Source organism: Chryseosolibacter histidinae, assembly GCF_018598225.1.
In the GTDB taxonomy this organism is placed as follows: Bacteria; Bacteroidota; Bacteroidia; order Cytophagales; family Cyclobacteriaceae; genus Chryseosolibacter; species Chryseosolibacter histidini.
The window spans coordinates 1-20,435 of the sequence record NZ_JAHESF010000061.1 but is presented as its reverse complement, the minus strand read 5'-3'; the positions used below and the strand labels follow the sequence as shown (position 1 = coordinate 20,435).

At 50.2% G+C, this 20,435-nt stretch carries 22 protein-coding genes and 1 pseudogene; 11 read left to right on the top strand and 12 right to left on the bottom strand.

The window, feature by feature from the left end; translation table 11 throughout:
• The first annotated feature begins 9 nt into the window (after positions 1 to 9).
• The 4 genes from hemA to KK083_RS30390 all read left to right on the top strand — a co-directional run bounded on the left by hemA (position 10) and on the right by KK083_RS30390 (position 5,401).
• Positions 10 to 1,269: a glutamyl-tRNA reductase gene (hemA, locus tag KK083_RS30405; protein ID WP_254169927.1), complete on the top strand. Its 1,260-nt coding sequence runs from the start codon at positions 10 to 12 to the stop codon at positions 1,267 to 1,269.
• Positions 1,270 to 1,877: 608 nt separating this feature from the next.
• On the top strand, positions 1,878 to 3,992 hold the full coding sequence (locus KK083_RS30400) for a nitrite/sulfite reductase (protein WP_254169926.1): 2,115 nt from the start codon (positions 1,878 to 1,880) through the stop codon (positions 3,990 to 3,992).
• Complete coding sequence (gene cobA, locus KK083_RS30395) at positions 3,989 to 4,780, top strand: uroporphyrinogen-III C-methyltransferase (protein WP_254169925.1); 792 nt, start codon at positions 3,989 to 3,991, stop codon at positions 4,778 to 4,780. The genes KK083_RS30400 and cobA overlap by 4 nt, the downstream gene beginning before the upstream one ends.
• Before the next feature lie 9 nt (positions 4,781 to 4,789).
• Complete coding sequence (locus KK083_RS30390; protein WP_254169924.1) at positions 4,790 to 5,401, top strand: precorrin-2 dehydrogenase/sirohydrochlorin ferrochelatase family protein; 612 nt, start codon at positions 4,790 to 4,792, stop codon at positions 5,399 to 5,401.
• 336 nt (positions 5,402 to 5,737) lie between these two features.
• Here the strand turns inward: KK083_RS30390 and KK083_RS30385 are convergent, their stop codons facing one another.
• Positions 5,738 to 6,865, bottom strand: a complete 1,128-nt coding sequence (locus tag KK083_RS30385; protein WP_254169923.1) for a DUF2911 domain-containing protein — start codon at positions 6,863 to 6,865, stop codon at positions 5,738 to 5,740.
• A gap of 129 nt (positions 6,866 to 6,994) precedes the next feature.
• Positions 6,995 to 7,897, bottom strand: a complete 903-nt coding sequence (locus KK083_RS30380; protein WP_254169922.1) for a diacylglycerol/lipid kinase family protein — start codon at positions 7,895 to 7,897, stop codon at positions 6,995 to 6,997.
• A 27-nt stretch (positions 7,898 to 7,924) separates the two neighbouring features.
• Between KK083_RS30380 and KK083_RS30375 the strand changes: the two genes are divergently transcribed.
• Positions 7,925 to 8,269, top strand: a complete 345-nt coding sequence (locus KK083_RS30375; protein WP_254169921.1) for a YopX family protein — start codon at positions 7,925 to 7,927, stop codon at positions 8,267 to 8,269.
• Here KK083_RS30375 and KK083_RS30370 read toward each other — a convergent pair whose 3' ends face one another.
• Both KK083_RS30370 and pyrE read right to left on the bottom strand, forming a co-directional pair.
• Positions 8,270 to 8,509, bottom strand: a complete 240-nt coding sequence (locus tag KK083_RS30370) for an acyl carrier protein (RefSeq protein ID WP_254169920.1) — start codon at positions 8,507 to 8,509, stop codon at positions 8,270 to 8,272.
• A gap of 135 nt (positions 8,510 to 8,644) precedes the next feature.
• Positions 8,645 to 9,298, bottom strand: a complete 654-nt coding sequence (pyrE, locus tag KK083_RS30365; RefSeq protein WP_254169919.1) for an orotate phosphoribosyltransferase — start codon at positions 9,296 to 9,298, stop codon at positions 8,645 to 8,647.
• A 167-nt stretch (positions 9,299 to 9,465) separates the two neighbouring features.
• Here pyrE and KK083_RS30360 point away from each other — a divergent pair, with 167 nt between their 5' ends.
• Positions 9,466 to 10,152: an NUDIX hydrolase gene (locus KK083_RS30360; RefSeq protein ID WP_254169918.1), complete on the top strand. Its 687-nt coding sequence runs from the start codon at positions 9,466 to 9,468 to the stop codon at positions 10,150 to 10,152.
• Positions 10,153 to 10,155: 3 nt separating this feature from the next.
• Here KK083_RS30360 and coaD read toward each other — a convergent pair whose 3' ends face one another.
• The 3 genes from coaD to KK083_RS30345 all read right to left on the bottom strand — a co-directional run bounded on the left by coaD (position 10,156) and on the right by KK083_RS30345 (position 12,141).
• Positions 10,156 to 10,617, bottom strand: a complete 462-nt coding sequence (gene coaD / locus KK083_RS30355; RefSeq protein ID WP_254169917.1) for a pantetheine-phosphate adenylyltransferase — start codon at positions 10,615 to 10,617, stop codon at positions 10,156 to 10,158.
• Positions 10,618 to 10,710: 93 nt separating this feature from the next.
• A complete protein-coding gene (locus KK083_RS30350) occupies positions 10,711 to 11,598 on the bottom strand; it encodes a DUF3822 family protein (RefSeq protein ID WP_254169916.1) in 888 nt (295 codons plus the stop codon).
• A gap of 78 nt (positions 11,599 to 11,676) precedes the next feature.
• Complete coding sequence (locus KK083_RS30345) at positions 11,677 to 12,141, bottom strand: NUDIX domain-containing protein (protein ID WP_254169915.1); 465 nt, start codon at positions 12,139 to 12,141, stop codon at positions 11,677 to 11,679.
• Positions 12,142 to 12,314: 173 nt separating this feature from the next.
• On the opposite strand from KK083_RS30345, the gene KK083_RS30340 reads away from it, so the two are divergent.
• Complete coding sequence (locus KK083_RS30340) at positions 12,315 to 12,743, top strand: DUF1573 domain-containing protein (protein WP_254169914.1); 429 nt, start codon at positions 12,315 to 12,317, stop codon at positions 12,741 to 12,743.
• Between the two features lie 47 nt (positions 12,744 to 12,790).
• Here KK083_RS30340 and KK083_RS30335 read toward each other — a convergent pair whose 3' ends face one another.
• Together KK083_RS30335 and KK083_RS30330 are read right to left on the bottom strand one after the other, a co-directional pair.
• Entirely contained in the window at positions 12,791 to 13,168 is a 378-nt protein-coding gene (locus KK083_RS30335) for a DUF423 domain-containing protein (RefSeq protein WP_254169913.1), read from the bottom strand.
• Between the two features lie 17 nt (positions 13,169 to 13,185).
• Complete coding sequence (locus KK083_RS30330; protein ID WP_254169912.1) at positions 13,186 to 13,857, bottom strand: YggS family pyridoxal phosphate-dependent enzyme; 672 nt, start codon at positions 13,855 to 13,857, stop codon at positions 13,186 to 13,188.
• A gap of 120 nt (positions 13,858 to 13,977) precedes the next feature.
• Between KK083_RS30330 and KK083_RS30325 the strand changes: the two genes are divergently transcribed.
• Positions 13,978 to 15,534: a GH3 family acyl-acid amido synthetase gene (locus tag KK083_RS30325; protein ID WP_254169911.1), complete on the top strand. Its 1,557-nt coding sequence runs from the start codon at positions 13,978 to 13,980 to the stop codon at positions 15,532 to 15,534.
• Entirely contained in the window at positions 15,518 to 16,150 is a 633-nt protein-coding gene (locus KK083_RS30320) for a LysE family translocator (RefSeq protein ID WP_254169910.1), read from the top strand. Before KK083_RS30325 ends, KK083_RS30320 begins: the two co-directional genes overlap by 17 nt.
• A 185-nt stretch (positions 16,151 to 16,335) precedes the next feature.
• Here KK083_RS30320 and KK083_RS30315 read toward each other — a convergent pair whose 3' ends face one another.
• The 3 genes from KK083_RS30315 to KK083_RS30305 all read right to left on the bottom strand — a co-directional run bounded on the left by KK083_RS30315 (position 16,336) and on the right by KK083_RS30305 (position 19,221).
• Entirely contained in the window at positions 16,336 to 17,382 is a 1,047-nt protein-coding gene (locus KK083_RS30315; RefSeq protein ID WP_254169909.1) for a vWA domain-containing protein, read from the bottom strand.
• A complete protein-coding gene (locus KK083_RS30310; protein ID WP_254169908.1) occupies positions 17,372 to 18,187 on the bottom strand; it encodes a hypothetical protein in 816 nt (271 codons plus the stop codon). The genes KK083_RS30315 and KK083_RS30310 overlap by 11 nt, the downstream gene beginning before the upstream one ends.
• 155 nt (positions 18,188 to 18,342) lie before the next feature.
• Complete coding sequence (locus KK083_RS30305; protein WP_254169907.1) at positions 18,343 to 19,221, bottom strand: DUF58 domain-containing protein; 879 nt, start codon at positions 19,219 to 19,221, stop codon at positions 18,343 to 18,345.
• Positions 19,222 to 19,355: 134 nt separating this feature from the next.
• Between KK083_RS30305 and KK083_RS30300 the strand changes: the two genes are divergently transcribed.
• Complete coding sequence (locus tag KK083_RS30300; protein WP_254169906.1) at positions 19,356 to 19,712, top strand: DUF4296 domain-containing protein; 357 nt, start codon at positions 19,356 to 19,358, stop codon at positions 19,710 to 19,712.
• A pseudogene (locus tag KK083_RS30295) lies at positions 19,709 to 20,435 on the top strand (endonuclease MutS2); the annotation flags it as partial. The gene KK083_RS30300 and the pseudogene KK083_RS30295, both read left to right, overlap by 4 nt.

The window sequence follows — 20,435 nt, the reverse complement described above, 5'->3', positions numbered from 1 at the left end:
ATATTCCTTATGGCCAGGCAGGTTTTCGCAGCTGAAATTAGTCACGAAGATACCCCTTTGTTTGTGCGGGAGCAGCTTGCCGCCGATGAAGACACTGTGAAACGCCACCTGGCAGACCTTAGCGTGCTGGTGGATGAAGTATTCATTCTTTCTTCCTGCAACCGGTTTACGGTGTACGCCATTAGCGACAACATCGGTCCGTTGACGGCTTTTTTTGCCCAGTACCCCGGCCTGAAAGGATACGTTCAATTCTATTACAATACAGAAGAATCGGTCACGCATTTATTCGCGGTAGCGAGCGGACTGCTGTCGCCGATCAAGGGAGATCACCAGGTGCTCGACCAGCTGAACCAGGCACACAAGCTGGCGCTGGAAACCGGCAGCCTCGGCATCACGCTCGACAATATGCTGCGCGAAGCAATACGCATCGGCAAACGTGTAAGAACGGAAACCGGCATCGATAAATTCTGCTCTTCCGTGGTAGATGCTGGCATCGAGCTTCTGTATAATCGTCTTGACAACCTGCACGACAAACAATTCGTGGTGGTGGGCACCGGCAAGATCGCCCGCCTCGCCCTGCGGTATCTTTATAATGAAGGCATCCGCAACATTGTGATCGTAAGCAAAGATCTGGATAGAGCCAAACAGCTGTCAGAGCTTTATGGCACAAAGGCTGCGGGCATCGAAGACCTTCACCACCATGTGAAGCAGGCCGACGTGGTCATCGGCGGTACGCACTATGAGGTGTCGTTGTTCCCTGAATCATATCTCTCCGGATTTTTTGAGCTGGAGAAGACCTGGTTCATCCTGGACTTTGGCATGCCGCGCAACTTTAACGCGAAGCTGGCCGAACATTCAGCCATTGAATTGTATAACCTCGACGACCTGAAACGCCTGCACAAATCTCCGCTCGACGCATTCGGTGGCATCGAAGCTGCATGGACCATTGTAATGCGTGAGGCAAAAGCATTTATGGAAATATTAATGCAGCTGGAATTTTCTCCCGTGCTGGTAGCGTATTGGAACCGCCTTCAATACATCAAAAACCGCGAGCTGAATGTGCTACTGCCGAAGCTGAACGACCAGCTTTCGTCACGGGACCTTGAGCGTATTAAAAAGCAGGCCCAGAAGCTGATCCGGAATATTTCCGGCGACCTGACCAAATGCACGCGTACGCTTACCAATAACTGCAAGGCCGAAAACCCTGCTGAGCTGATCCGAAACACCGATTCATCATCACAGATAAAATTCAACCTCTCCCTCAACTGACCTTTAACACCAGCATTCTGCCATTCTGTAAATAGTCCCTTCTGCCCGGAGACCATACTAGCCTTAAAGCACTGCTTTATGATAGGAGGAGAACCCCAATCTTCGGGCGAAGTGGACGCCAAATCAGTTGACAATTGGCAATAGGCAGTTGACAATGTGTGAGAACCTTTTTCACTATCCGACTGTCGATTCAGGGCTCTGTTTAGACCGACTCAAACCTGTTCACCAACGATTGCCCCGTTGTCAATTGCTTCCTTTGTCAACTGTCAATTATCCCCGCATTCGATTGAAAACCCGCAACAAACGCTTGTTTGGGCCTTTCTTTGTTAAATAATTCCTAAAAATTTCCTGCCGATTTGATTTTGGATGAAATTTCTTCTAATTTCGACCAAGTTGGTAGACATTAAAATCATTAACCTCCGATGAAGACTTTTAACACTTGTATGATGATGTGCGCAATGCCCGCCATTCGCTGGTGTTGTAAGTACATGGATGATGCAGGAAGGTTGGATTCTTAAGCAATTGAAAAACCAAAGCAATATTAAAAAGAGCCTTCCCCGCAGAAACACAGGGAGGGCTTTTTCATTTCCACCAAAAAAACAGCAACAATGCAAAGCTTTCGAACAGAACTAGAGGACTTGAACAACCCGGTGGTGGCGCGCGACATCGTTGACCTGGAGAAAAAGATCAGGTTGTTCCGCAACGGCGAGATCGATGAAGAAAAATTCCGCAGCTTGAGGCTCGTTCGCGGTATTTACGGCCAGCGACAGCCCGGCGTGCAGATGGTGCGCATCAAACTGCCTTTTGGCAAGGTCACCACCAAACAGCTTCGCAGAATTGCTGACATCTCCGATGAATACGCCAGCAGCAATCTTCACGCAACCACCCGCCAGGACATCCAGATCCATTTTGTGAGCCTAGACCGTACACCGGAGCTCTGGACCAAGCTTGAGCAGGATGAGATCACCCTGCGCGAAGCTTGCGGCAACACCGTGCGCAACATCACGGCCTCAGCTACAGCAGGCATCGACCCGAATGAATTGTTCGACGTTTCTCCCTACGCTTACGAGGTATTCAAATATTTTCTCCGCAACCCTGTTTGCCAGGAGATGGGCAGGAAGTTCAAGATCGCGTTCTCTTCCAGCGACGACGATACCGCTTACGCATTCATTCATGACCTTGGTCTGATCCCCCGCATCCAGCAGGGCAGGAGAGGCTTCAAGGTAGTGATCGGTGGAGGCCTGGGTGCCAATCCGTACCTGGCGCAGACCGCCTACGAGTTCCTGGACGAAGATCAGCTTATTCCTTTTACCGAAGCCGTGCTGCGCGTGTTCGATCGCTATGGCGAACGCAACCGCAGGATGAAAGCACGCCTCAAGTTTCTGCTTGACGAGATCGGACTGCCCGAGCTCATGAGACTGGTAGAAGAAGAGAAAAAGGCAACCAGGCATAAGTCCTATAAAATTGATTACGAATCGTATCCAGCGCCCCATATTCCCGAGGCGATACCTGTGCAAGAGATCACGGTGGCCGATGAGAAAAAATATCAGCGGTGGCTCGATACCAACGTGATCAAGCAGAAGCAGGAAGGATTTTTCGGAGTGTACGTTAAACTTCCCGTAGGCAATCTTTCTTCAGACCTCGCCAGGAAATTTGCCGACGTTGTGGATGCGTTCGCTTCGCACGAGATGCGCATCACTGTGAACCAGGGTTACCTGATCAGGTTCGTGAGACCAGAGGTGCTGAAGCATCTTTATACAGCGCTTGACAAACTTGGCCTTGCAGAGCCGGGATTCGATAGCGTAGGCGATGTTACAGCATGCCCCGGAACTGAATCGTGTAACCTCGGTATCTCTGACAGCACCAAGATCTCGCTGGAGTTTGAACGTGTGATCAAAGAAGAGTATCCCGACCTTATTTACAACAGCGACATCAAGATCAAGATCAGCGGATGCCCTAACTCATGCGGTCAGCACGGGCTCGCCAGCATCGGTTTCCACGGAAGCACCATCAAAGACAAGCAAGGCAAAGTGCTGCCGGCGCTGGTGGTGCTGCTGGGGGGTGCCAAACTTTCGGGCGGCGATGGCATTATCTCCGACAAGCTCGGCCTCAAGATCCCGAGCAGGCGTGGTCCCCAGGCGTTGCGCCTGTTGCTCGACGACTACGAGACCAACGCGCTGGAAGGAGAATACTACCATGACTACTATAAACGCCTTGGCAGGAATCATTTCTACGGCCTGCTGAAACCACTGGGCGATGTTACGGCGACCTCTCCGATCGAATATATCGACTGGGGTGAAGAGCACAATTTCGTTTTGCACACAGCCGTGGGCGAGTGTGCGGGCGTTATCATAGACCTTGTATCCACCCTGCTTTTTGATTCAGAAGAAAAGCTCGGCTGGTCGAAAGAAGCACTCGATAAACAACTATACGCAGACTCGATCTACCACAGCTACAGCGCCTTCATCAATACGGCGAAAGCCCTGTTGCTGACGGTAGACGTGAAGCCGAGCACCCAGATCCAGACCCTCAATGATTTCCAGACTCATTTTGTGGCAACGGGTTTGTTTGCTTTCGATAATTTTAAAGAATACGTGCTGCGGATCAATAAGAATGAGCCTACTGAAACTTTTGCCATCAGCTACCGGGCTGATTCGAAGAAGTTCATGGAGGATGTTTTTGCATTCAGGGGCAGTGAAAAGGAAACGATATCAAGATCATGACCACCATTTTTTCATTTCATAAAGAACCGAGGCTGACGCTTGTTGGTGCCGGCCCGGGCGATCCTGAGCTCATTACCCTGAAGGCCATCAACACGCTGAAGGCGGCAGATATTGTTTTGTACGATGCGCTCGTTTCTGAAGAGATCCTGGCGTACATCCCTGTAGGAACACCTGCATTGTCGGTAGGAAAACGTGCGGGAGAACATTCGTATACACAGGACGAGATCAACGAACTGATCGTTGAATTTGCGTATCTTTATGGACACGTGGTGAGACTGAAAGGAGGAGATCCTTTCGTATTCGGACGTGGGGCTGAAGAGATCGAATTCGCCGCACGCCATGGTGTCACCACTTCCGTAGTTCCGGGCATCAGCAGCGCCATCGCAGTACCTGCAGCCATGAACATTCCGGTGACCTCACGGGGCGTAAGTGAAAGCTTCTGGGTGGTAACCGGCACAACCATGGCGGGGGCTATCTCTGACGATGTTGCCCTGGCAGCCCGTTCAACGGCTACCGTTGTAATATTGATGGGCCTTAACAAGCTCGAAGAGATCATGACCATTTTCAGCGCCAATGGAAAAGAGCAAACGCCCGTAGCCGTGGTACAGAACGGAACGTTGAAAGACCAGCGTTCAGTTACCGGCACCGTTTCAACCATCGTTGAGCGTGCAAGGCAGGAGAAGATCGGTGCACCCGCCATCATCGTGGTAGGTGAAGTGGTCCGGTTCTCGGCATTTGTAGAAACGCTGGCTTCCAGAATGCAAGGTCAGGTCTCCGCTTTTCAGTAATCCTTAACCATGGCAGCAGTGGAAAATTCAGAAGAGCGCAATAACCTCTTCCCGATCTTTCTGAAATTAGAGGAGTTGCATACCCTCATCGTGGGCGGAGGTAACGTGGGACTTGAAAAGATCTCCGGACTGTTGAAGAGCAGTCCTGCGGCGCGCATCACCGTGGTGGCGGAGAAGATCAGTGACGAGATCAGGAACCTGGCGTCACAATCCAAGTATATTTTTCTGAACGAGCGCAGCTTCCGCATCCGCGACCTTCAGAACAAAGACCTGGTGATCCTGGCTACCGACGACAAAGCATTGCACGAGCGCATCCGCATTCAGGCAAGAAAGAAAAGAATACTGGTGAACGTGGCAGACACACCCGACCTGTGCGATTTTTACCTCGGCTCGGTGGTAACCAAAGGCAACCTTAAGATCGGCATCTCCACCAATGGCAAATCACCGACCATTGCCAAACGCATGCGCGAATATTTCGAAGAAGTGCTTCCCGACAACACCAACCAGCTGCTCGACAACATGCAGAAGATCCGCGACCGTATCAAAGGCGACTTCAGGCGTAAAGTAGATGTGCTCAACGAGATCACCGCTTCGTGGCTGGGGAAATCAAGCAGTGACTAAGTTCGGTATTAAGAGAAGAGCTTCATTAGAATGGAGCACTGTTAAAATGATCACAAACACGAAGGCCTGAAGGGCCTTAATATCAATAGCCACGGGTTTCAACCCGTGGCTATTGTGTATTTGGCATTTTTCACGTGCCATAGGAAATCGAGCGAGCGATGCAATTTTTGGCACGTAACATACGCTCTTTGATCATGGTGCCTGCACTATGCGCCATGACAGGACATCACACGGATTTACGATTGAAGCGTGGCGCATTTCGCGGTATTTCCTGATAGCCCGCGGCTTCACCGCGGGCTATCTATATTAAGCCCCGTTGGGGCTTTTTGAGAATGACTACGCTCCGCCCTTCAATTTCTTCAGCTCCGCCTCATACACATTCAGGAACTGCTTCTGATTGTCAGGAATATTTTTGATGGCAAGCTCCCAATTCTTGATCGCATTTTTGGTGTCGCCTACCGCAGTATAACCCCGTGCGAGCCCAACAATGGTGGTGAACTTATCGTCGGGGTTGCGTTGGCGATTGAGCTTGAACACTTCAAGCGCTTTTTCTTTTTTACCTTCCGCCAGCAGGCTTCTTCCATATTGATGTACAGCCTGTACGTTGGCGGTAGCGTGGTTGATCGCTTTATCCATCAGGGCTTCAGCTTCGGCATCTTTTTTCAGCGCGCGCAGCACGGTGGCCTTTGTCTGGAACGTTCCGAATTCTTCGCGGCCCAGCGGCGGGTTGATGGCAGCATCGGCCCATACCAAAGCTTCATCAAGGTTTATCTTGTTCTGCGCACAGAACTGCGCTGCAGCCTGGATGTTCCTGTAATCAAAACCGACACTGTTGCGCAGCTCGTTACGCATGATGCCCACATAAAGGTCATTGATGTTGGGCACGTCTATCTTGAAAGGCACGCGTTTGTTTTCCCATTGCAGGTAGGCGGTGGCTGCGTTTGCTTCGCGGTTGTCGAATGCAAAGGTGAGGTACTCGGTGTAGGTTGCATCTTCGGGTGAGGTCTGCACACGCAGCGCATCTTCTTTCGGATCGTAGTAGTAGCTTCCCCAGCTCTTGGCGTTGGTGGAGAAGATCCAGGTCCATGCTGCGTCTTTTTCAACGTCGAGGAAAAGTCCGTACGTGCCGGCTTTCAGATCCTTGCCACTGATCTTAACGTCGTGCGAGAAGGTGATGGTGGTGTTCTCGTTGGCACCTGCCCGCCAGGGTGCAGCTTTCGAAGAACCGAAGCCCTGATCTATAAAACCGTAGTGAACCAGCTCTCCCCAGATATGTCCTTTGCGGTCGTCGCCGTTGGGTGCATGCACATTGGGGCTGCTGTAGTTGATGGTCACTGAAACAGGACCGATCCATTGTGTGACGCTGGCTTTCTGGTTGTCGCCGCTGGGGGGCAGCGTAAGACCTTGCGTGAAACCCTTACCTGCTACGAAGGCAAGGAGTGCAATAGCTAAAATTTTTTTCATATGGGTTAATGGTTGGTTTACCCGAAATCTAACGGATTTGGCAAACGAAAGTCTTAACCCGCCAGGTGGTATTTTGAGGAGGATTTACAGCACTGGTCTAATACTGCGTTTACTGGCCGGATGTGATCTTCAGGGGGTAAGCGTATGCCTGGGCACCAGCATCTTCAGGGTTCGCGGCAGAAGCTCGATGTTAAACTGGTCGTTGGTGCCGCAGGGCTCACCATCGATGTGATAGGCCACCGGTGACTTTAACCGGATGGTGAGCTTGTCGGTCTCAACGATCTCGCAGTAAGCGGTGCGGTGGATCTTTCCTGCAAAGAAAGCATAAACAAAATCGAGCCGGTACGCGGGTACTTTTTTCAGGATGCTGATGTGGAGTAACTGGTCGCATACAGAGGCGGCGGGAGCGATGCGCGCGTTGTTGCCGTACTGTGAGGAGTTGGCGATGGCCACTACAAATGCTTTGCGGCTGAGATGCTGTTTGGTTGTATTGATCTCTACTTCAAACTCCTTGAATTGAATGAACTCGTTCAGGGCATGCTTCGCATAACCCTGCAGTCCTCTTTTCTTTTCTTTGCCGAAGAGGTTGGCGATGTGGCCGTCGAAGCCGATGCCGGAAACATTCAACGACAATTTTCCATTCAGCAGAAAAGTGTCCATGTCTATCGGCTGGCTTGAGAAGAGCGACTTCAGCGACGCGGATAAGTTCATGGGAACGCGCAGGTGTCTTGCCAGTCCGTTGCCGGAGCCTTTGGGAAGGATGCCCATGGCGGTGGATGTTCTCAGCAGTCCCTGTGCTACTTCGTTAACGGTGCCATCGCCGCCCACGGCAACTATATATTTGAATTGGTTGGCAGCGGCGGCCTGGCTGGCGAGCTCGGTGGCGTGACCACGTCCCTGGGTAAACTCGATGCTGCATTCGATGTCCTGCTGTTCACAGGCCTCGATGATCTTTCCCTCCACTGATGGCTGATATCCAGTGCCTGAATACTTATTGACAATGAATAATACCTTGTTAACTTCGTTCTTCACAACTCAAGGTTAATAATTTTTAGGGACATGGATTTTTTTACACCCAGAAAACTGATGTTCAAAGCCTGGAATAAAGAAACGAAACTTTTGATGAGGCTCAACAGCATCGACTGTAAAAAAGGTGAATTGTTCAAGAAAGATCATGTGCTGCTGCAGTTCACCGGCTTGTATGACAAACAACAGGACGAGATATACGAGATGGATGTGATGCTCATCGGGTCTGAGAAGTTTCTGGTGATGTGGGATGAAACGCGCAATGGCTGGAACCTGGCGCTGCTTACAAATCCGTCGGTGGCCAAACCCTTTCTGAAAGAGAGCTCCGGAAAGGCTACGCGCCTGTGGAGTTATTTTGAATCTGAAAAAAAGCTGTGATTATTTTTTAATCTTTTCCTCGATGTATTTCACAGCCTGCCCAAAGGTCTGAAGCTTTTCAGCATCATCGTCGGGAATGCGTATGTCGAAAGTCTGCTCGAATTCCATCACAATTTCCGCATAGTCCAGTGAGTCAATCCCAAGATCCTTAACAAAATTTGCGTCAGGGGTAATTTCTGATTCTGCAATGCCGAGCTTTTCTACCAGTATTTCGGTTACTTTCTTAGGGATTTCTTGCATAGCGGGGTATAAATTGCGGTAAATGTATTAAATGGATTTAACCCTTCCAAACCCTGGTTGGGGGTTCTCTTTTGATCATAAAACGCCAGCTGGGGGCTTTCCGTACGTCGGTCCTGGGTAAGATCGGTCCTTTCCTCAGGCTTTTTTCCAGTTTGAAGGATCAACGCGCCAGGCCTTCAGAGAAGTGATCTGCGATTCGGTGATATACTTTTCGTTGAGGGCCTGGGTGAGCAGGTGACTGTAATCGCTCAGGCTGATCAGTGATACATCGGCTTCGTAAAAATTGCGTGTGGCGATATCGAACCCGTAGTTGAAAATGGAGACCATGCCCAGCACCTTGAAACCTGCATCACGCAGCGCGGTAACAGTTTTCAGCGAGCTGCCTCCGGTTGAAACCAGGTCTTCGATCACTACTACCTGCTGGCCCTTCGTGATCTTTCCTTCGATCAGGTTTTCCATGCCATGATCTTTGGGCTTAGGCCTCACGTATAAAAAGGGCAGGTTCATGGCATCGGCAATAATAGCGCCCTGCGCAATGCCCGCGGTAGCCACACCGGCAATGGATTCAGCTGTGAAAAAATTTTCCCGGATGGCGCTGATCAGTCCGGCCTTGATCACATTGCGCACGTCGGGATAAGACAATGAAAGCCGGTTATCGCAGTAAATGGGCGATTTCCAGCCCGAGCTCCAGGTGAACGGTTTTTCCGTATTCAGCTTGATGGCTTCGATCTGTAAAAGCATTTCCGCCACTTTGCTGGCGGTTTCTGACTGAACTTTAATGATTGGCATACCGGCCCAAAAATAGACTTTAATCTCCTTGCAGAAAAATTTATCGTGCAATCGAACCGTTGAAGCACAGATTTTTAGCGGAATCTGCCCCCAAAAATTTTATAAAGTACTTGCCAGCTTAAGAATAATTTGTTCTTTTGTGACTGGGGATCTTTAGCTCAGGGTGAATGGTCATTTTTGTTAACGACATTCCAGTAAAAATTTTCAAGGCTGGTGACAAACCAGATTCCGGCCGTTTTAATCATACTATAGACGCTGCAACAGAGCCTGTTACGCAGGCCAAGCTCATCCATCACGTGTGGGTGAACAATGCGAGCGTGCAGGATTTCGATACCCTGATGGGTTTTCTCAACTCAAAGGTGCCTACCAGCCTGCTTACGCTGATGGTTTCTGTGCAGGATGACCAGGCCATTAAAAGTTACCTGCGCAGCAAATTCAAAGTGGTGAAGGCGGCAGGAGGGCTGATCCGCAAAAAAGATAAGTTCCTGATGATCTACCGCCTCAAGAAATGGGACCTCCCGAAAGGCAAGAAGGAGAAGAACGAAAAGTACAAGCAAACTGCTGTGCGCGAGGTTGAAGAAGAATGCAACATCAACGTAAAGCTCGGCAAGAAGATCTGCACCACCTGGCATACCTACACCATGAACAAAAATGCCATGCTCAAAAAGACGCGGTGGTATGTGATGGATAGCATTGACGACTCACGCATGAGGCCTGAGTTAACGGAAGATATTGAAGAGATCCGCTGGATGAGTCCCAAGGAAGTTTATCATGCCCTCGAGCATTCTTATAAATCCATCAACTACGTGTTCGAGCAGTTCTACGAAAAGATGGAGGTCAAGTCTCCCCGCTGACCGTTACAGCTTGTACGGTAAAAAATCAGCCACCTCGCCGCCATAGCGGTGCACCTCACGGATAATGGAAGAGCTGATCCATGCAAACTGCGGTGAGGTGATGAGAAACACAGACTCAAGCTCGCCATAAAGTTTACGATTTACCTGCGAGATCCCGTTCTCATATTCGAAGTCGGTGGTGTTCCTGATGCCCCGCAATAAAAATTTTGCGTTGTGCTTTTTTGCAAAGGAGGCTGTGAGCTCGGCATACGTTTGAACCTTGATGGAAGGAAGATGCGCAAAAGTTGCCTTGATACGTTCCACCATCATATTGATCTCGAAGTAACGTGAGCTCTTCTGGCTGTTGTAGCCGATGGCAATGACGATCTCATCGAACATCTGAAGCCCCCTGAGCACAATGTCTTCATGCCCCTTCGTGAATGGATCGAACGATCCCGGAAACAACGCAATCTTCTTTTCCGCCATCAGACTATACTAACTTTAAACCTGTAACTTCAAACTTGTAACCTTAAACCTGTAACATCAAACTTCAAACCTCAAACTTCAAACCTCAAACTTTCAGTTCCCCACCAGCTGCATATTGTAAAGATCAAAGAAGTGATGGTCCTGCACCTCGTCAAACATGTACCCGAACACGAGGTGCTTGGGGCGGTGACCATAGATCACGTTGTTGATGTACTTGTAGAATTCGTGATAGTGCGGCGAGTTCTTTCCGATGTATCCCCACAGCATCACCTGGCTGCTGCTCTGGCTGAGCTTCAGCGACTTCATCACAAGCATGATATACTTGATGTAATCGGAGAATTGTTTGATGAGGAATTGATTGTAGTAGAGAAGCTTTCCCTGTTTGCACGAGAGGATGTGAAGCTTGAAACGGTCCACGTAGATGTACAACGGATCGTCTTTCCTGTTCCTGGCAAATTCCGTGATGCCTTCGATCAATACGGCAGACTGGTGCATGAACACCGGCGTGTTGTTCGGGTACAGCTGATGGAGCCACTGCCTCAGTCCGGCCTGAACAGCAAACACGGTAACGGCCCGGCTACGCTCATTCAGTACGGACAACACTTCTTCATCGGGCTCGAGGTATGCGTTGAACTTCAGGTACTCAGCTTTCGCTTCTTCAACGAACAAGGCCTCTGGCACCTGAATGAATTTATTATTCTTGACGGAGATCTTGATGCCTTTCCAGAAGGCAGCTTTCAGAAATGCGTGTGCATCGAACAAATGATCGAGGATCTGGGGCAGCTCCTGAGATGAGGCCTGCACAGGGAAAACATAATCTTCCAGCAACAGCATTCTGTTCTCCTGCGAATCGACGACGCCCACCTGAAGGTCGCGCTGACCGATATGAATGAGCAGGTAATACTGGTGGATGAGGTCTTCATCAAACCGCTCATCTTTGATCTTTTTTATAAGCTTGTAATTGAGCGCGGCTGTCTGCAAGTCTTGTTCGTTAAACGGATTTTGCTATATCTTACAATTATAGAGATTTTATGGGGTATAATGAAGACACAGAGCCCTTTATATCCTGAAAAAACCCCTTAAACTCTTTAAATCGGCAGGTAAGTCGATCAATCTGAAAATACCGTGAAGCTCCTGGTCTGGGATCATCCCGATCTCTTCTGCCGAAAGAAAACGCACGTCTTTGATGATCTGCACCTCCGGGTCGTGGCCAGTTTTCAGCGCTCCGGAGTAAGCCTTCACAGCATAGAACAGCTCGATGGAGTGGAGTGGCTTCTCGATGTACTCACAGCCGAACAGGAACTCCAGGGGTGTGATGTTCAGTCCTGTTTCTTCCACAAATTCCTGTTTGAGCGCCTCTTCGATAGACTGCCCGAACTCTACTCCTCCGCCTGGAGGGGCCCAGAAATCTGTGGGGGTCAGCGAGGCGTGGTTCACCATAAGAAGACGGTCGTCCTGCCAGCAAACCCCGCAGGCCCTCACCCTCACCTTGTTACCGTAAATCCTGGCCACTTCCTTGTCCATATCAGGTTACTTTTTATACATTTTGCCTATCGATAGCCACCATAATCTCCGTTAAAAAGCATATTTCCAGAGAGATAGCGTTGCAACGGAGCAAACCTGGCAGGTAAGTGTTTATGGCTTAATTGATTATTTTTGTGCCGAAATTCTGGTTAAATTTGAAAAAAATTGAAAGTATGAGAAAGTATTTGTTTTTGGTTTTTGTCATTGGTCTTGCAGGCCAGGCCCTGGCTCAGACCACCACACAAACGCCGGAGAAAAAAGATGGCGCTGTGATCACCTTTGAAAAGAAGACCCACGATTTTGGAGATATCATCCAGGGCGATAAAGTCGAGCACACTTTTTATTTTACCAACACAGGCAATGAGCCCCTGATCATCACCAATGTTCAGGTTACCTGCGGATGTACCACACCCAAAGGCTGGCCCCGGGATCCCATCCCTCCGGGCGGAAAAGGTGAGCTTACCGTATCTTTCAACAGCGCGGGCAAGAGCGGCAGACAAAACAAGCCTGTAACCATCATCTCTAATGCCGTAAATGCTGACGGAAGCCAGATCTCCTTTACAACCAATGTATTGGAGAAGAACACGAATCCTCAGCGATAAGATATTCGATATAAAAAGGATGACATCCTTCAAAAGGATGTCATCCTTCATCCTTTTTTGCTCACCGCCAGAAAAAGGAAGATCCAGCCCAGGATAAAAAGTACGCCGCCCACCGGCGTTACGGCGCCCAGCACAGTTATTCCGGAAAGCGACAGCACATACAGGCTGCCGGAAAAGAACAGGATCCCCACAGCAAAGAACATGGCCGCGTAACGGATCGCCGAAGAGCGGTACGAGCCCATCAGTAACCCCGTTATCAGCAGGGCAAAAGCATGATAGAATTGGTACCTGACCGCGAGCTCGAACGTATCGGCCCTGCCGGTTCTGGCCAGCAGTTCTTTCAGGCCATGCGCTCCGAAAGCACCGATAGCCACGCCAAGCCCTGCCATAAAAATCCCCGTAAGGATGGTTGTTCGCTGATTCATCTTGATGATGGTAAAAGTTATAACTTATTTCTTTCGCCGAAGATGGCGCTGCCCACCCGTACCATGGTGCTTCCTTCTTCTACAGCGATCTTGTAATCTCCGCTCATGCCCATAGACAACACCTCCAGCTGAAACTGGGCGGGCAGCGTTGTGGCCTTCAGCTTTTCGAAAATGGAACGCAGTGTTCTGAACTCGCTTCTTACCTGACCGGTATCATCGGTGAAGGTAGCCATGCCCATCAGTCCCATAATCTTCACGTTGTGCCATTGCGCCAGCTGGGCAGACGAAGCCAGCTGTGAGATCTCTTCTTCTGAAAAACCGAACTTGGTCTCTTCACGCGCAATGTGAACCTGCAGCAGGCATGGAATTATGCGTTGCACCTTGCGTCCCTGCTTGTCGATCTCTTCCAGCAGCTTTACACTGTCAACGGAGTGTATAAGGTGCACAAAAGGAGCGATGTACTTCACCTTGTTCGACTGAAGGTGTCCGATCATGTGCCACTCGATGTCTTTGGGCAGCGCCTCGTATTTGGGCACCAGCTCCTGTACTTTGTTCTCGCCAAAGCTCCTGTGGCCTGCGTTGTATGCTTCGAGCACCTTCTCGACGGGTTGTGTTTTGCTGACGGCAATAAGCCTGCACGTGTCGGGAAGATCTTTCAGGAGCGCTGTAATATTTGACCTGATGTTCATGAACCGGCTTTTAAAGTGTAAGTTTAAAGTAATTTTAGTGTAATACTAAGCGACTTAATGATTTGGGTGGATAGATATTTCCTGCCTATTTTTAACCCCTCAAAGTGCTGAACAACATATATGGCGATCCTTGGAACATTGCTTAAAAAGGGAATCCGTATCCGCGAAATGCTGGAACAGGAGTACACGTCACCTTTTGACCTGCAGAAAAAGGAGCTGAAAGAACTTCTCATCACCGCCAGCGCAACCGAGTTTGGCAAGTATTACAATTTTCCGGAAATACTCAATGGCTTCCGCAGGGGCGACAAGGATTTTTACAAGCGTTTTAAGAGTAATGTTCCCATTCACGCGTACAATAAAATGTACAACGACTGGTGGAAGCTGGCCCAGAAAGGTATAAAGAATGTGTGCTGGCCGGGCAGGGTAAAATATTTCGCGCTGAGCTCCGGTACCTCCGAGGCCGCCTCGAAGTACATCCCCGTCACCAAAGACATGACGAAGGCCATTCAGAAAACCAGCGTACGCCAGATCCTGACCTTATCCAAATACGACCTGCAGCCCGAAGCTTTCGAAGCCGGCATCCTCATGCTGGGCGGAAGCACGCACCTCAACCACAGGGGCAGCTTCTTTGAAGGCGACCTCAGCGGCATTCAGGCTGCCAGACTTCCATTCTGGTTTCAGCATTTTTATAAACCGGGCAAAAAGATCGCCAAGAACCGCAACTGGGATGTGAAGCTTGACCAGATCGCCCGCAACGCCAACGAGTGGGACATCGGTATCATCGTAGGTGTACCCGCATGGATCCAGATCCTCATCGAGAAAATTCTGAAGTATCACCGGGTGAAGAACATCCACGAGATTTGGCCCAACCTGATGGTTTATGTACACGGTGGGGTTTCGTTCGACCCATACCGCAAGGGTTTTGAAAAACTGTTGGGCCGTCCTATTTATTACATCGAAACGTATCTCGCATCTGAAGGCTTCATCGCTTTTCAGGCATATCCCAACAAACGCTCCATGAGACTGGTGCTGAACAACGGCATCTTTTATGAATTTGTACCTTTTGAGGATAAGAACTTCGATGCCAACGGAGAGATCAGGCCCGAAGCCGAGTCGCTCATGATTGATGAAGTGGAAGAAGGCAAGGAGTATGCCCTGCTGTTGTCTACCTGCGCCGGGGCATGGCGTTATCTCATCGGCGATGTGATCAAATTCACTTCGTTGGAAGAAGCCGAGATCGTGATCACGGGCCGGACCAAACACTTCCTCAGTCTTTGTGGAGAGCACCTGTCGGTGGATAATATGAACAAGGCGATCGAGCTGGTTGCCAACGACCTGAACATTGCTATCCAGGAGTTTACTGTAGCCGGCATTCCGTACGATTCGCTGTTTGCTCACCACTGGTTTGTTGGCACCGATGATCCGGTAGATGCGGCAGTGATCAAAGAAAAGCTCGACCATCATTTGAAAGTGCTGAACGACGATTATGCGGTTGAACGAAGCGCAGCCCTGAAGGAGATATTTGTCGATGTTCTTCCTGTGAAGACCTTCTATAGCTGGATGGAGTCGAAAGGCAAAGTGGGCGGACAAAATAAATTCCCCCGCGTGATGAAGAAAACCCAGCTGGAGGAGTGGAAAACCTTCTTATCAGCAAGATCTAATGGAAAGCGTTCTTAAAGGTATCGCCTCCGGCATCGTGCTGGCATTTCTGATCGGCCCGGTCTTCTTTACCATTTTGCAAACCAGCATCGAGCGCGGTTTCTGGAGCGGCTTTTTTGTAGCCATCGGCGTTTCACTGAGCGATGCGTTTTACATCAGCGTTTGTTACCTCGGTGTGTACCAGTTTTTCGATCAGGGAAATTTCAAGGAATACCTGGCGTACTTCGGCGGCGGTGTGCTGCTGGTGATGGGTTTCTATTACCTCGTGATCAAAAGCCGCAAGCTGGCACATTACGACCCGCAGAACGTACAGGCCAAAAGCCCCTATAAGCTGATCGTAAAAGGTTTTATCATCAACGGACTCACGCCCATGGTACTGGTCTTCTGGCTCGGCACCGTTGGCGTGGCCACCACCAAGCTCGGCTACGTTACACCCGGAAAGGCGATCCCGTTCTTCGTGGCCATTGTGTGCACCGTTTTTCTTACCGATGTCATCAAGGCCAAACTTGCCGATAAGCTGCGCCAGGCACTGACGCCCCGCTTCATCCGTACTATGAACCTCGTGCTGGGCCTGGTCATGCTCATCTTCGGCGGCCGCCTGATCTTTATGGCGGATAACTTCCACGTGTTGTAGAAATGCAGGTTTCCCGCTGATCCCGCAGATTTTCGCAGATTAAATCCAACAGACGATATTAATTGACAATACCTGGGCAGTGAAAACCGTTGAAAGGTTATCGCGTCTAATAGCGACCAAAGTTGTAGATCCGTAAAATTAAATCTGCGTTGATCCGCGTAATCTGCGGGAAACCTTTCGTGACGCTAATCCTGCAGCACATTACTGATGAACGTCGACTTCAGCAGCAGCCACAGCAGGAAGAACGATACAGCCCACTGCAGGTAGATGAAGTAATAATCAGAAGTGTCTTTGAACCGCGTTTCTTTGATCTCCGCTTTTTCGTATTGATCGATCTTGGAGAATACCTGCACCAGCGCCTGGTTGTCGGTGGCCCTGAAGAACTGGCCTCCGCCGATGTCGGCCATCTTGCGAAGCGTGGTCTCGTCAACGGTGTTCTCGATCATGTTGGGCCTTCCGAAGAAATCCTTTCCATAAGGTACCAGGCCTTCTTTGCCTACCACGATGGTGTAAACCTTGATGCCGTAAGCTGAGGCGAGCTCGGCGGCGGTGATGGGGTCGATGTTTCCCGCGGTGTTGTCGCCATCGCTCAGCAGAATGCATACTTTCGATTTCGACTCGGATTCACGCATGCGGTTGGTGACCACGGCCATAGCGCTGCCGATAGCAGTGCCCCGGTTCTCGATCATCTCAAAATTGATCTCGTTGATGTACGACCGCAGCAGGTCATAGTCGGTAGTGAGCGGTGCCAGCGAAAATGCATCGCCGGAGAAAACCACCAGGCCGATCCTGTCTTGCAACCGGCCCTTGATAAAATCGAGCGCCACTTTTTTTGCGGCTTCCAGGCGATTGGGGGTAAAGTCTTCGATCTGCATCGACTGCGAGATATCGAGGGCGATCATGATGTCGATACCCTCCGTCCACTGCTCTACTTTTTCGTTTGTTTTCTGCGGGCGGGCCAGCGCTGTGACAATAAGCATGAGCGCCAGCATCAGCAGGAATTCCGGCAGCAGGCGGATGAGGTTGAGCGGCGACGCGGCCAGGTCTTTTTGTGATACGGCTACCGGCAGCTTCTGGTTGAAATAATACCGCAGCAGCCAGCGCACCACAAAAAGCAACGGTACGGCCAGTAGCAGGTAGAAAAATATCGGGTACTCCCACGAGAAGGCTTTCAACGTGGAGGGCATGAACCACTCCAGCGTATACCACGGGTCCATAAGCTCACTGTCCATGTTTCACCTCCGTCAGTTTTTTCGCGAATTGCTGATCTGCGAATGTTCTCAGGCTTTCCAGCGCGCCCACCACCGATGTATCGTGCCCATAGATGGCTCTGTCGATGGTGCGCAGGTTGTTGGCCAGCCCTTCATCGTGGATCAGCCCAAAGGTCTCTTTGGTGGTAAGCTTGGTATAAGGACGTGACTCAAGCTGCTCCATATATTTTTTCCAGGCAGACAGTGCAGACTCCGTTGTGATGGACGAGAATGTGGACTGCAGCTGCGTGAGCATGATGTTGTAAGTATTGACGAACTGGAAATGTTTTCGCCTGAGTCTTTTTGCCAGGAAATAAGCGCGGATCTTTTTGCCGTAGAAGATCCAGACCACCACACCGGCCACAATGAGCACCGCGGCGATGATCAGCAGGATCCAGAAATTGAACTGAAAAAAAACTTTCTGATAAGCCGTGTTCATCTTCAGCGGCAGCTTGTCGGCAGACACCGTATCGGGAACATGCGCCACCAGCTGCGTGATGAGCACACTATCTCGTGGCGACTGAAACACCGTACAATCCCGAGCCTGCACTACAAATACGGGAAGCTCGAGAAACTGCGCCCGGTCTACTTCAAAAGTGGTGAAATAATACACGGCGCTGTCTGCGCTCACGCCATTTTCAGTGCGTGTAGCGAAATAGTTCCGCTTCTGGTATTCGAAGGGTTTAAAGTCAAAGGTCGAGTCAGGGAATAGCACATTCAGGTCGCTGGAATAATGTGCCGAAAGATAAAAAGCGGTCTGCTCACCGATCATCAGACTGTCTGACAAAAAGCCTCCGCGCACTTTTACATTCTGCGCCCGTACGGCTGAGAAACAACTTATTACCAAGATAAGTAACAGCGTACTTCGATTCACCATTTGCCTACCGCTTGCCCGCCGAAGCCTTGGCGAAGGTGGGCTTGTTGCCAACTGCCTACTGGTACTCATGTTGTTTTCAATGATTTATTCCTCACTTTAAACAATTTCAGGAGCTTCGGCACATAGTCTTCGTCCGTATCGAGTGAGATGAAGTTGATCTGGTGCTTGCGGCTGAATTTTTCCAGCTCCGCTTTACGGCTCTCGTACCGCTTCACGATCTTGTTCCGGAAATCGCCGAACGAAGTATTGATCCACAACGTGCGGTGCGACTCTTTATCTTCGATGGGAATGATACCAAGCTTGGGCAATCCTGTTTCCCGTTTATCGCTGATGTGGATCACCACCAGGTCGTGCCGGCGGGCAAGCGATTTCAAATTGTGCTCGTATTTCTCATCGATAAAATCGGAGATGAGGATCACCACACTTCTGCGTTTGATGGTATTGAGCGCAAAAGAGATCGCCTTGCTCAGGTTTGTTTTGAGCGATTTGGGTTTCAGCCGTGCAATGGCGGCGATGATCTCGTAAGCCTGCGAATGCCCTTTGGCGGGCTTCAGGTATTTTTCTTTGATGTCTGAGTAGCAGATGAGGCCCACGTGGCTCGATTCTTTGCCGGCAGACAACGCCAGCACGCCGCAGATCTCCTTACCGATATCGGCTTTGGTACGGCCCGGGCTTCCGATATCTTCAGAAGCGCTTACGTCGAGGATGAAAAATACCGTTTGCTCTTTTTCTTCCCGGAAGGTTTTTACAAAGGTGCCGTGACCTTTGGCAGAAACGTTCCAGTCGATGGTGCGGATGTCGTCACCGTACTGGTAAGGCCGTACGTCGTCGAACTCGAGACCCGAGCCTTTGAAAATAGAATGAAAATCGCCCTGCATCTGGCTGTTGATAGCCTTGCGGATCTGGATCTCATACTTCCTCAGCTTCTTCAGAATGTCTCTCAAAACGTTGCCGATTTATGGTTCGATCTTTGCCATTGACCTGGCGAAACGGCCAAAAATAGGATAAATATGAGTATTTTGCGCCACCCAATCGGGAGAATAGTGATTAAAAGCTGGTGAACGGTGTTTTGAAATTTATGTGTATCAGATATGGGATCCTGCTGTCCCTTGCCCTTGTTTTTTCGTGCGGCGGGGCAGATAAAAAACCGGATGATATTTTGTCACAGGACGAAATGGTAAAGGTGCTAGCGGAGATCTATATAGCCGAAGAAAAGGTGAACAGCCTGGCGCTTGCCCGCGATTCTGCCGCACAGGTGTTTGACCTGGTACAGGGAAAGGTCTTTGATGCCACAGGCGTGCCTGATTCCGTTTTTAGAAGATCCATCGATTATTATACTGACCGGCCGCGTGAGCTGGAAAAGATCTACGGCATGCTGGTCGACTCCCTCCAGTTGCGTGAGCAGCGCATATCCCCGTCATCTTCAACGCGATGATCTTTCCTGAGACCCTTGAACAGAAATTAGGTGTTGACCAGATCCGTCAGCGGCTGGTATCGTATTGCCTTTCAGCAGCCGGTGCGGCGTGGGTAGACCGCATGCGCTTCAGCACCGACCCCGAGTTCATCAGGATCTTGCTCCGGCAAAGCCTGGAGTTCAGGCAGATCATGGAGAAAGGTGAAGGGTTTCCGTCGCAGCATTTTTTCGATGCCGAAACGTGGCTGAAACGTATCGCCCTGGAAGGCAGCTACCTGGAGGCTGAAGAATTCCTGAAGATGTCTCAGGCGCTGGAGACCATTCTTGCGGCGAAGAACTTCCTGATCAAATCAAAAGAGCTTTATCCGCAGCTGCATCAGTTGTCGGAGCCCGTTGCCATTACAGGGCAGCTTCCGCAGCTGATCCTGTCGAAGATCGATGACAAGGGCATGGTAAAAGATTCGGCCAGTGACGAGCTGGGCAGGATCAGGAAAAGATTGCGTGAAGAGCAGAACCGTCTTCGCAAGCTGGCAGACCAGCTCTTCAGAACGGCGGTGGCAGAGAAATGGGTGCCGGAAGGAGCGTTGCCCACGGTGCGTGAAGGCAGGGTGGTGATCCCCATCCATGCGGAGCACAAAAGAAAGATGAAAGGATTTATCCTCGACGAATCGGCTACGGGCCAGACCGTTTTTATGGAGCCCGCCGAGATGCTCGATGCCAACAACGAGATCCGCGACCTTGAGC

Coding starts and splice junctions, on each gene's coding strand:
- KK083_RS30385 (WP_254169923.1), bottom strand. CDS start 6,865: ATGAAAAAAATTTTAGCTATTGCACTCCTTGCCTTCGTAGCAGGTAAG.
- KK083_RS30375 (WP_254169921.1), top strand. CDS start 7,925: ATGGATTTTTTTACACCCAGAAAACTGATGTTCAAAGCCTGGAATAAA.
- pyrE (WP_254169919.1), bottom strand. CDS start 9,298: ATGCCAATCATTAAAGTTCAGTCAGAAACCGCCAGCAAAGTGGCGGAA.
- KK083_RS30315 (WP_254169909.1), bottom strand. CDS start 17,382: ATGGACAGTGAGCTTATGGACCCGTGGTATACGCTGGAGTGGTTCATG.
- KK083_RS30390 (WP_254169924.1), top strand. CDS start 4,790: ATGGCAGCAGTGGAAAATTCAGAAGAGCGCAATAACCTCTTCCCGATC.
- KK083_RS30360 (WP_254169918.1), top strand. CDS start 9,466: ATGGTCATTTTTGTTAACGACATTCCAGTAAAAATTTTCAAGGCTGGT.
- hemA (WP_254169927.1), top strand. CDS start 10: ATGGCCAGGCAGGTTTTCGCAGCTGAAATTAGTCACGAAGATACCCCT.
- cobA (WP_254169925.1), top strand. CDS start 3,989: ATGACCACCATTTTTTCATTTCATAAAGAACCGAGGCTGACGCTTGTT.
- KK083_RS30335 (WP_254169913.1), bottom strand. CDS start 13,168: ATGAATCAGCGAACAACCATCCTTACGGGGATTTTTATGGCAGGGCTT.
- KK083_RS30370 (WP_254169920.1), bottom strand. CDS start 8,509: ATGCAAGAAATCCCTAAGAAAGTAACCGAAATACTGGTAGAAAAGCTC.
- KK083_RS30320 (WP_254169910.1), top strand. CDS start 15,518: ATGGAAAGCGTTCTTAAAGGTATCGCCTCCGGCATCGTGCTGGCATTT.
- coaD (WP_254169917.1), bottom strand. CDS start 10,617: ATGGCGGAAAAGAAGATTGCGTTGTTTCCGGGATCGTTCGATCCATTC.
- KK083_RS30330 (WP_254169912.1), bottom strand. CDS start 13,857: ATGAACATCAGGTCAAATATTACAGCGCTCCTGAAAGATCTTCCCGAC.
- KK083_RS30325 (WP_254169911.1), top strand. CDS start 13,978: ATGGCGATCCTTGGAACATTGCTTAAAAAGGGAATCCGTATCCGCGAA.
- KK083_RS30340 (WP_254169914.1), top strand. CDS start 12,315: ATGAGAAAGTATTTGTTTTTGGTTTTTGTCATTGGTCTTGCAGGCCAG.
- KK083_RS30300 (WP_254169906.1), top strand. CDS start 19,356: ATGTGTATCAGATATGGGATCCTGCTGTCCCTTGCCCTTGTTTTTTCG.
- KK083_RS30345 (WP_254169915.1), bottom strand. CDS start 12,141: ATGGACAAGGAAGTGGCCAGGATTTACGGTAACAAGGTGAGGGTGAGG.
- KK083_RS30400 (WP_254169926.1), top strand. CDS start 1,878: ATGCAAAGCTTTCGAACAGAACTAGAGGACTTGAACAACCCGGTGGTG.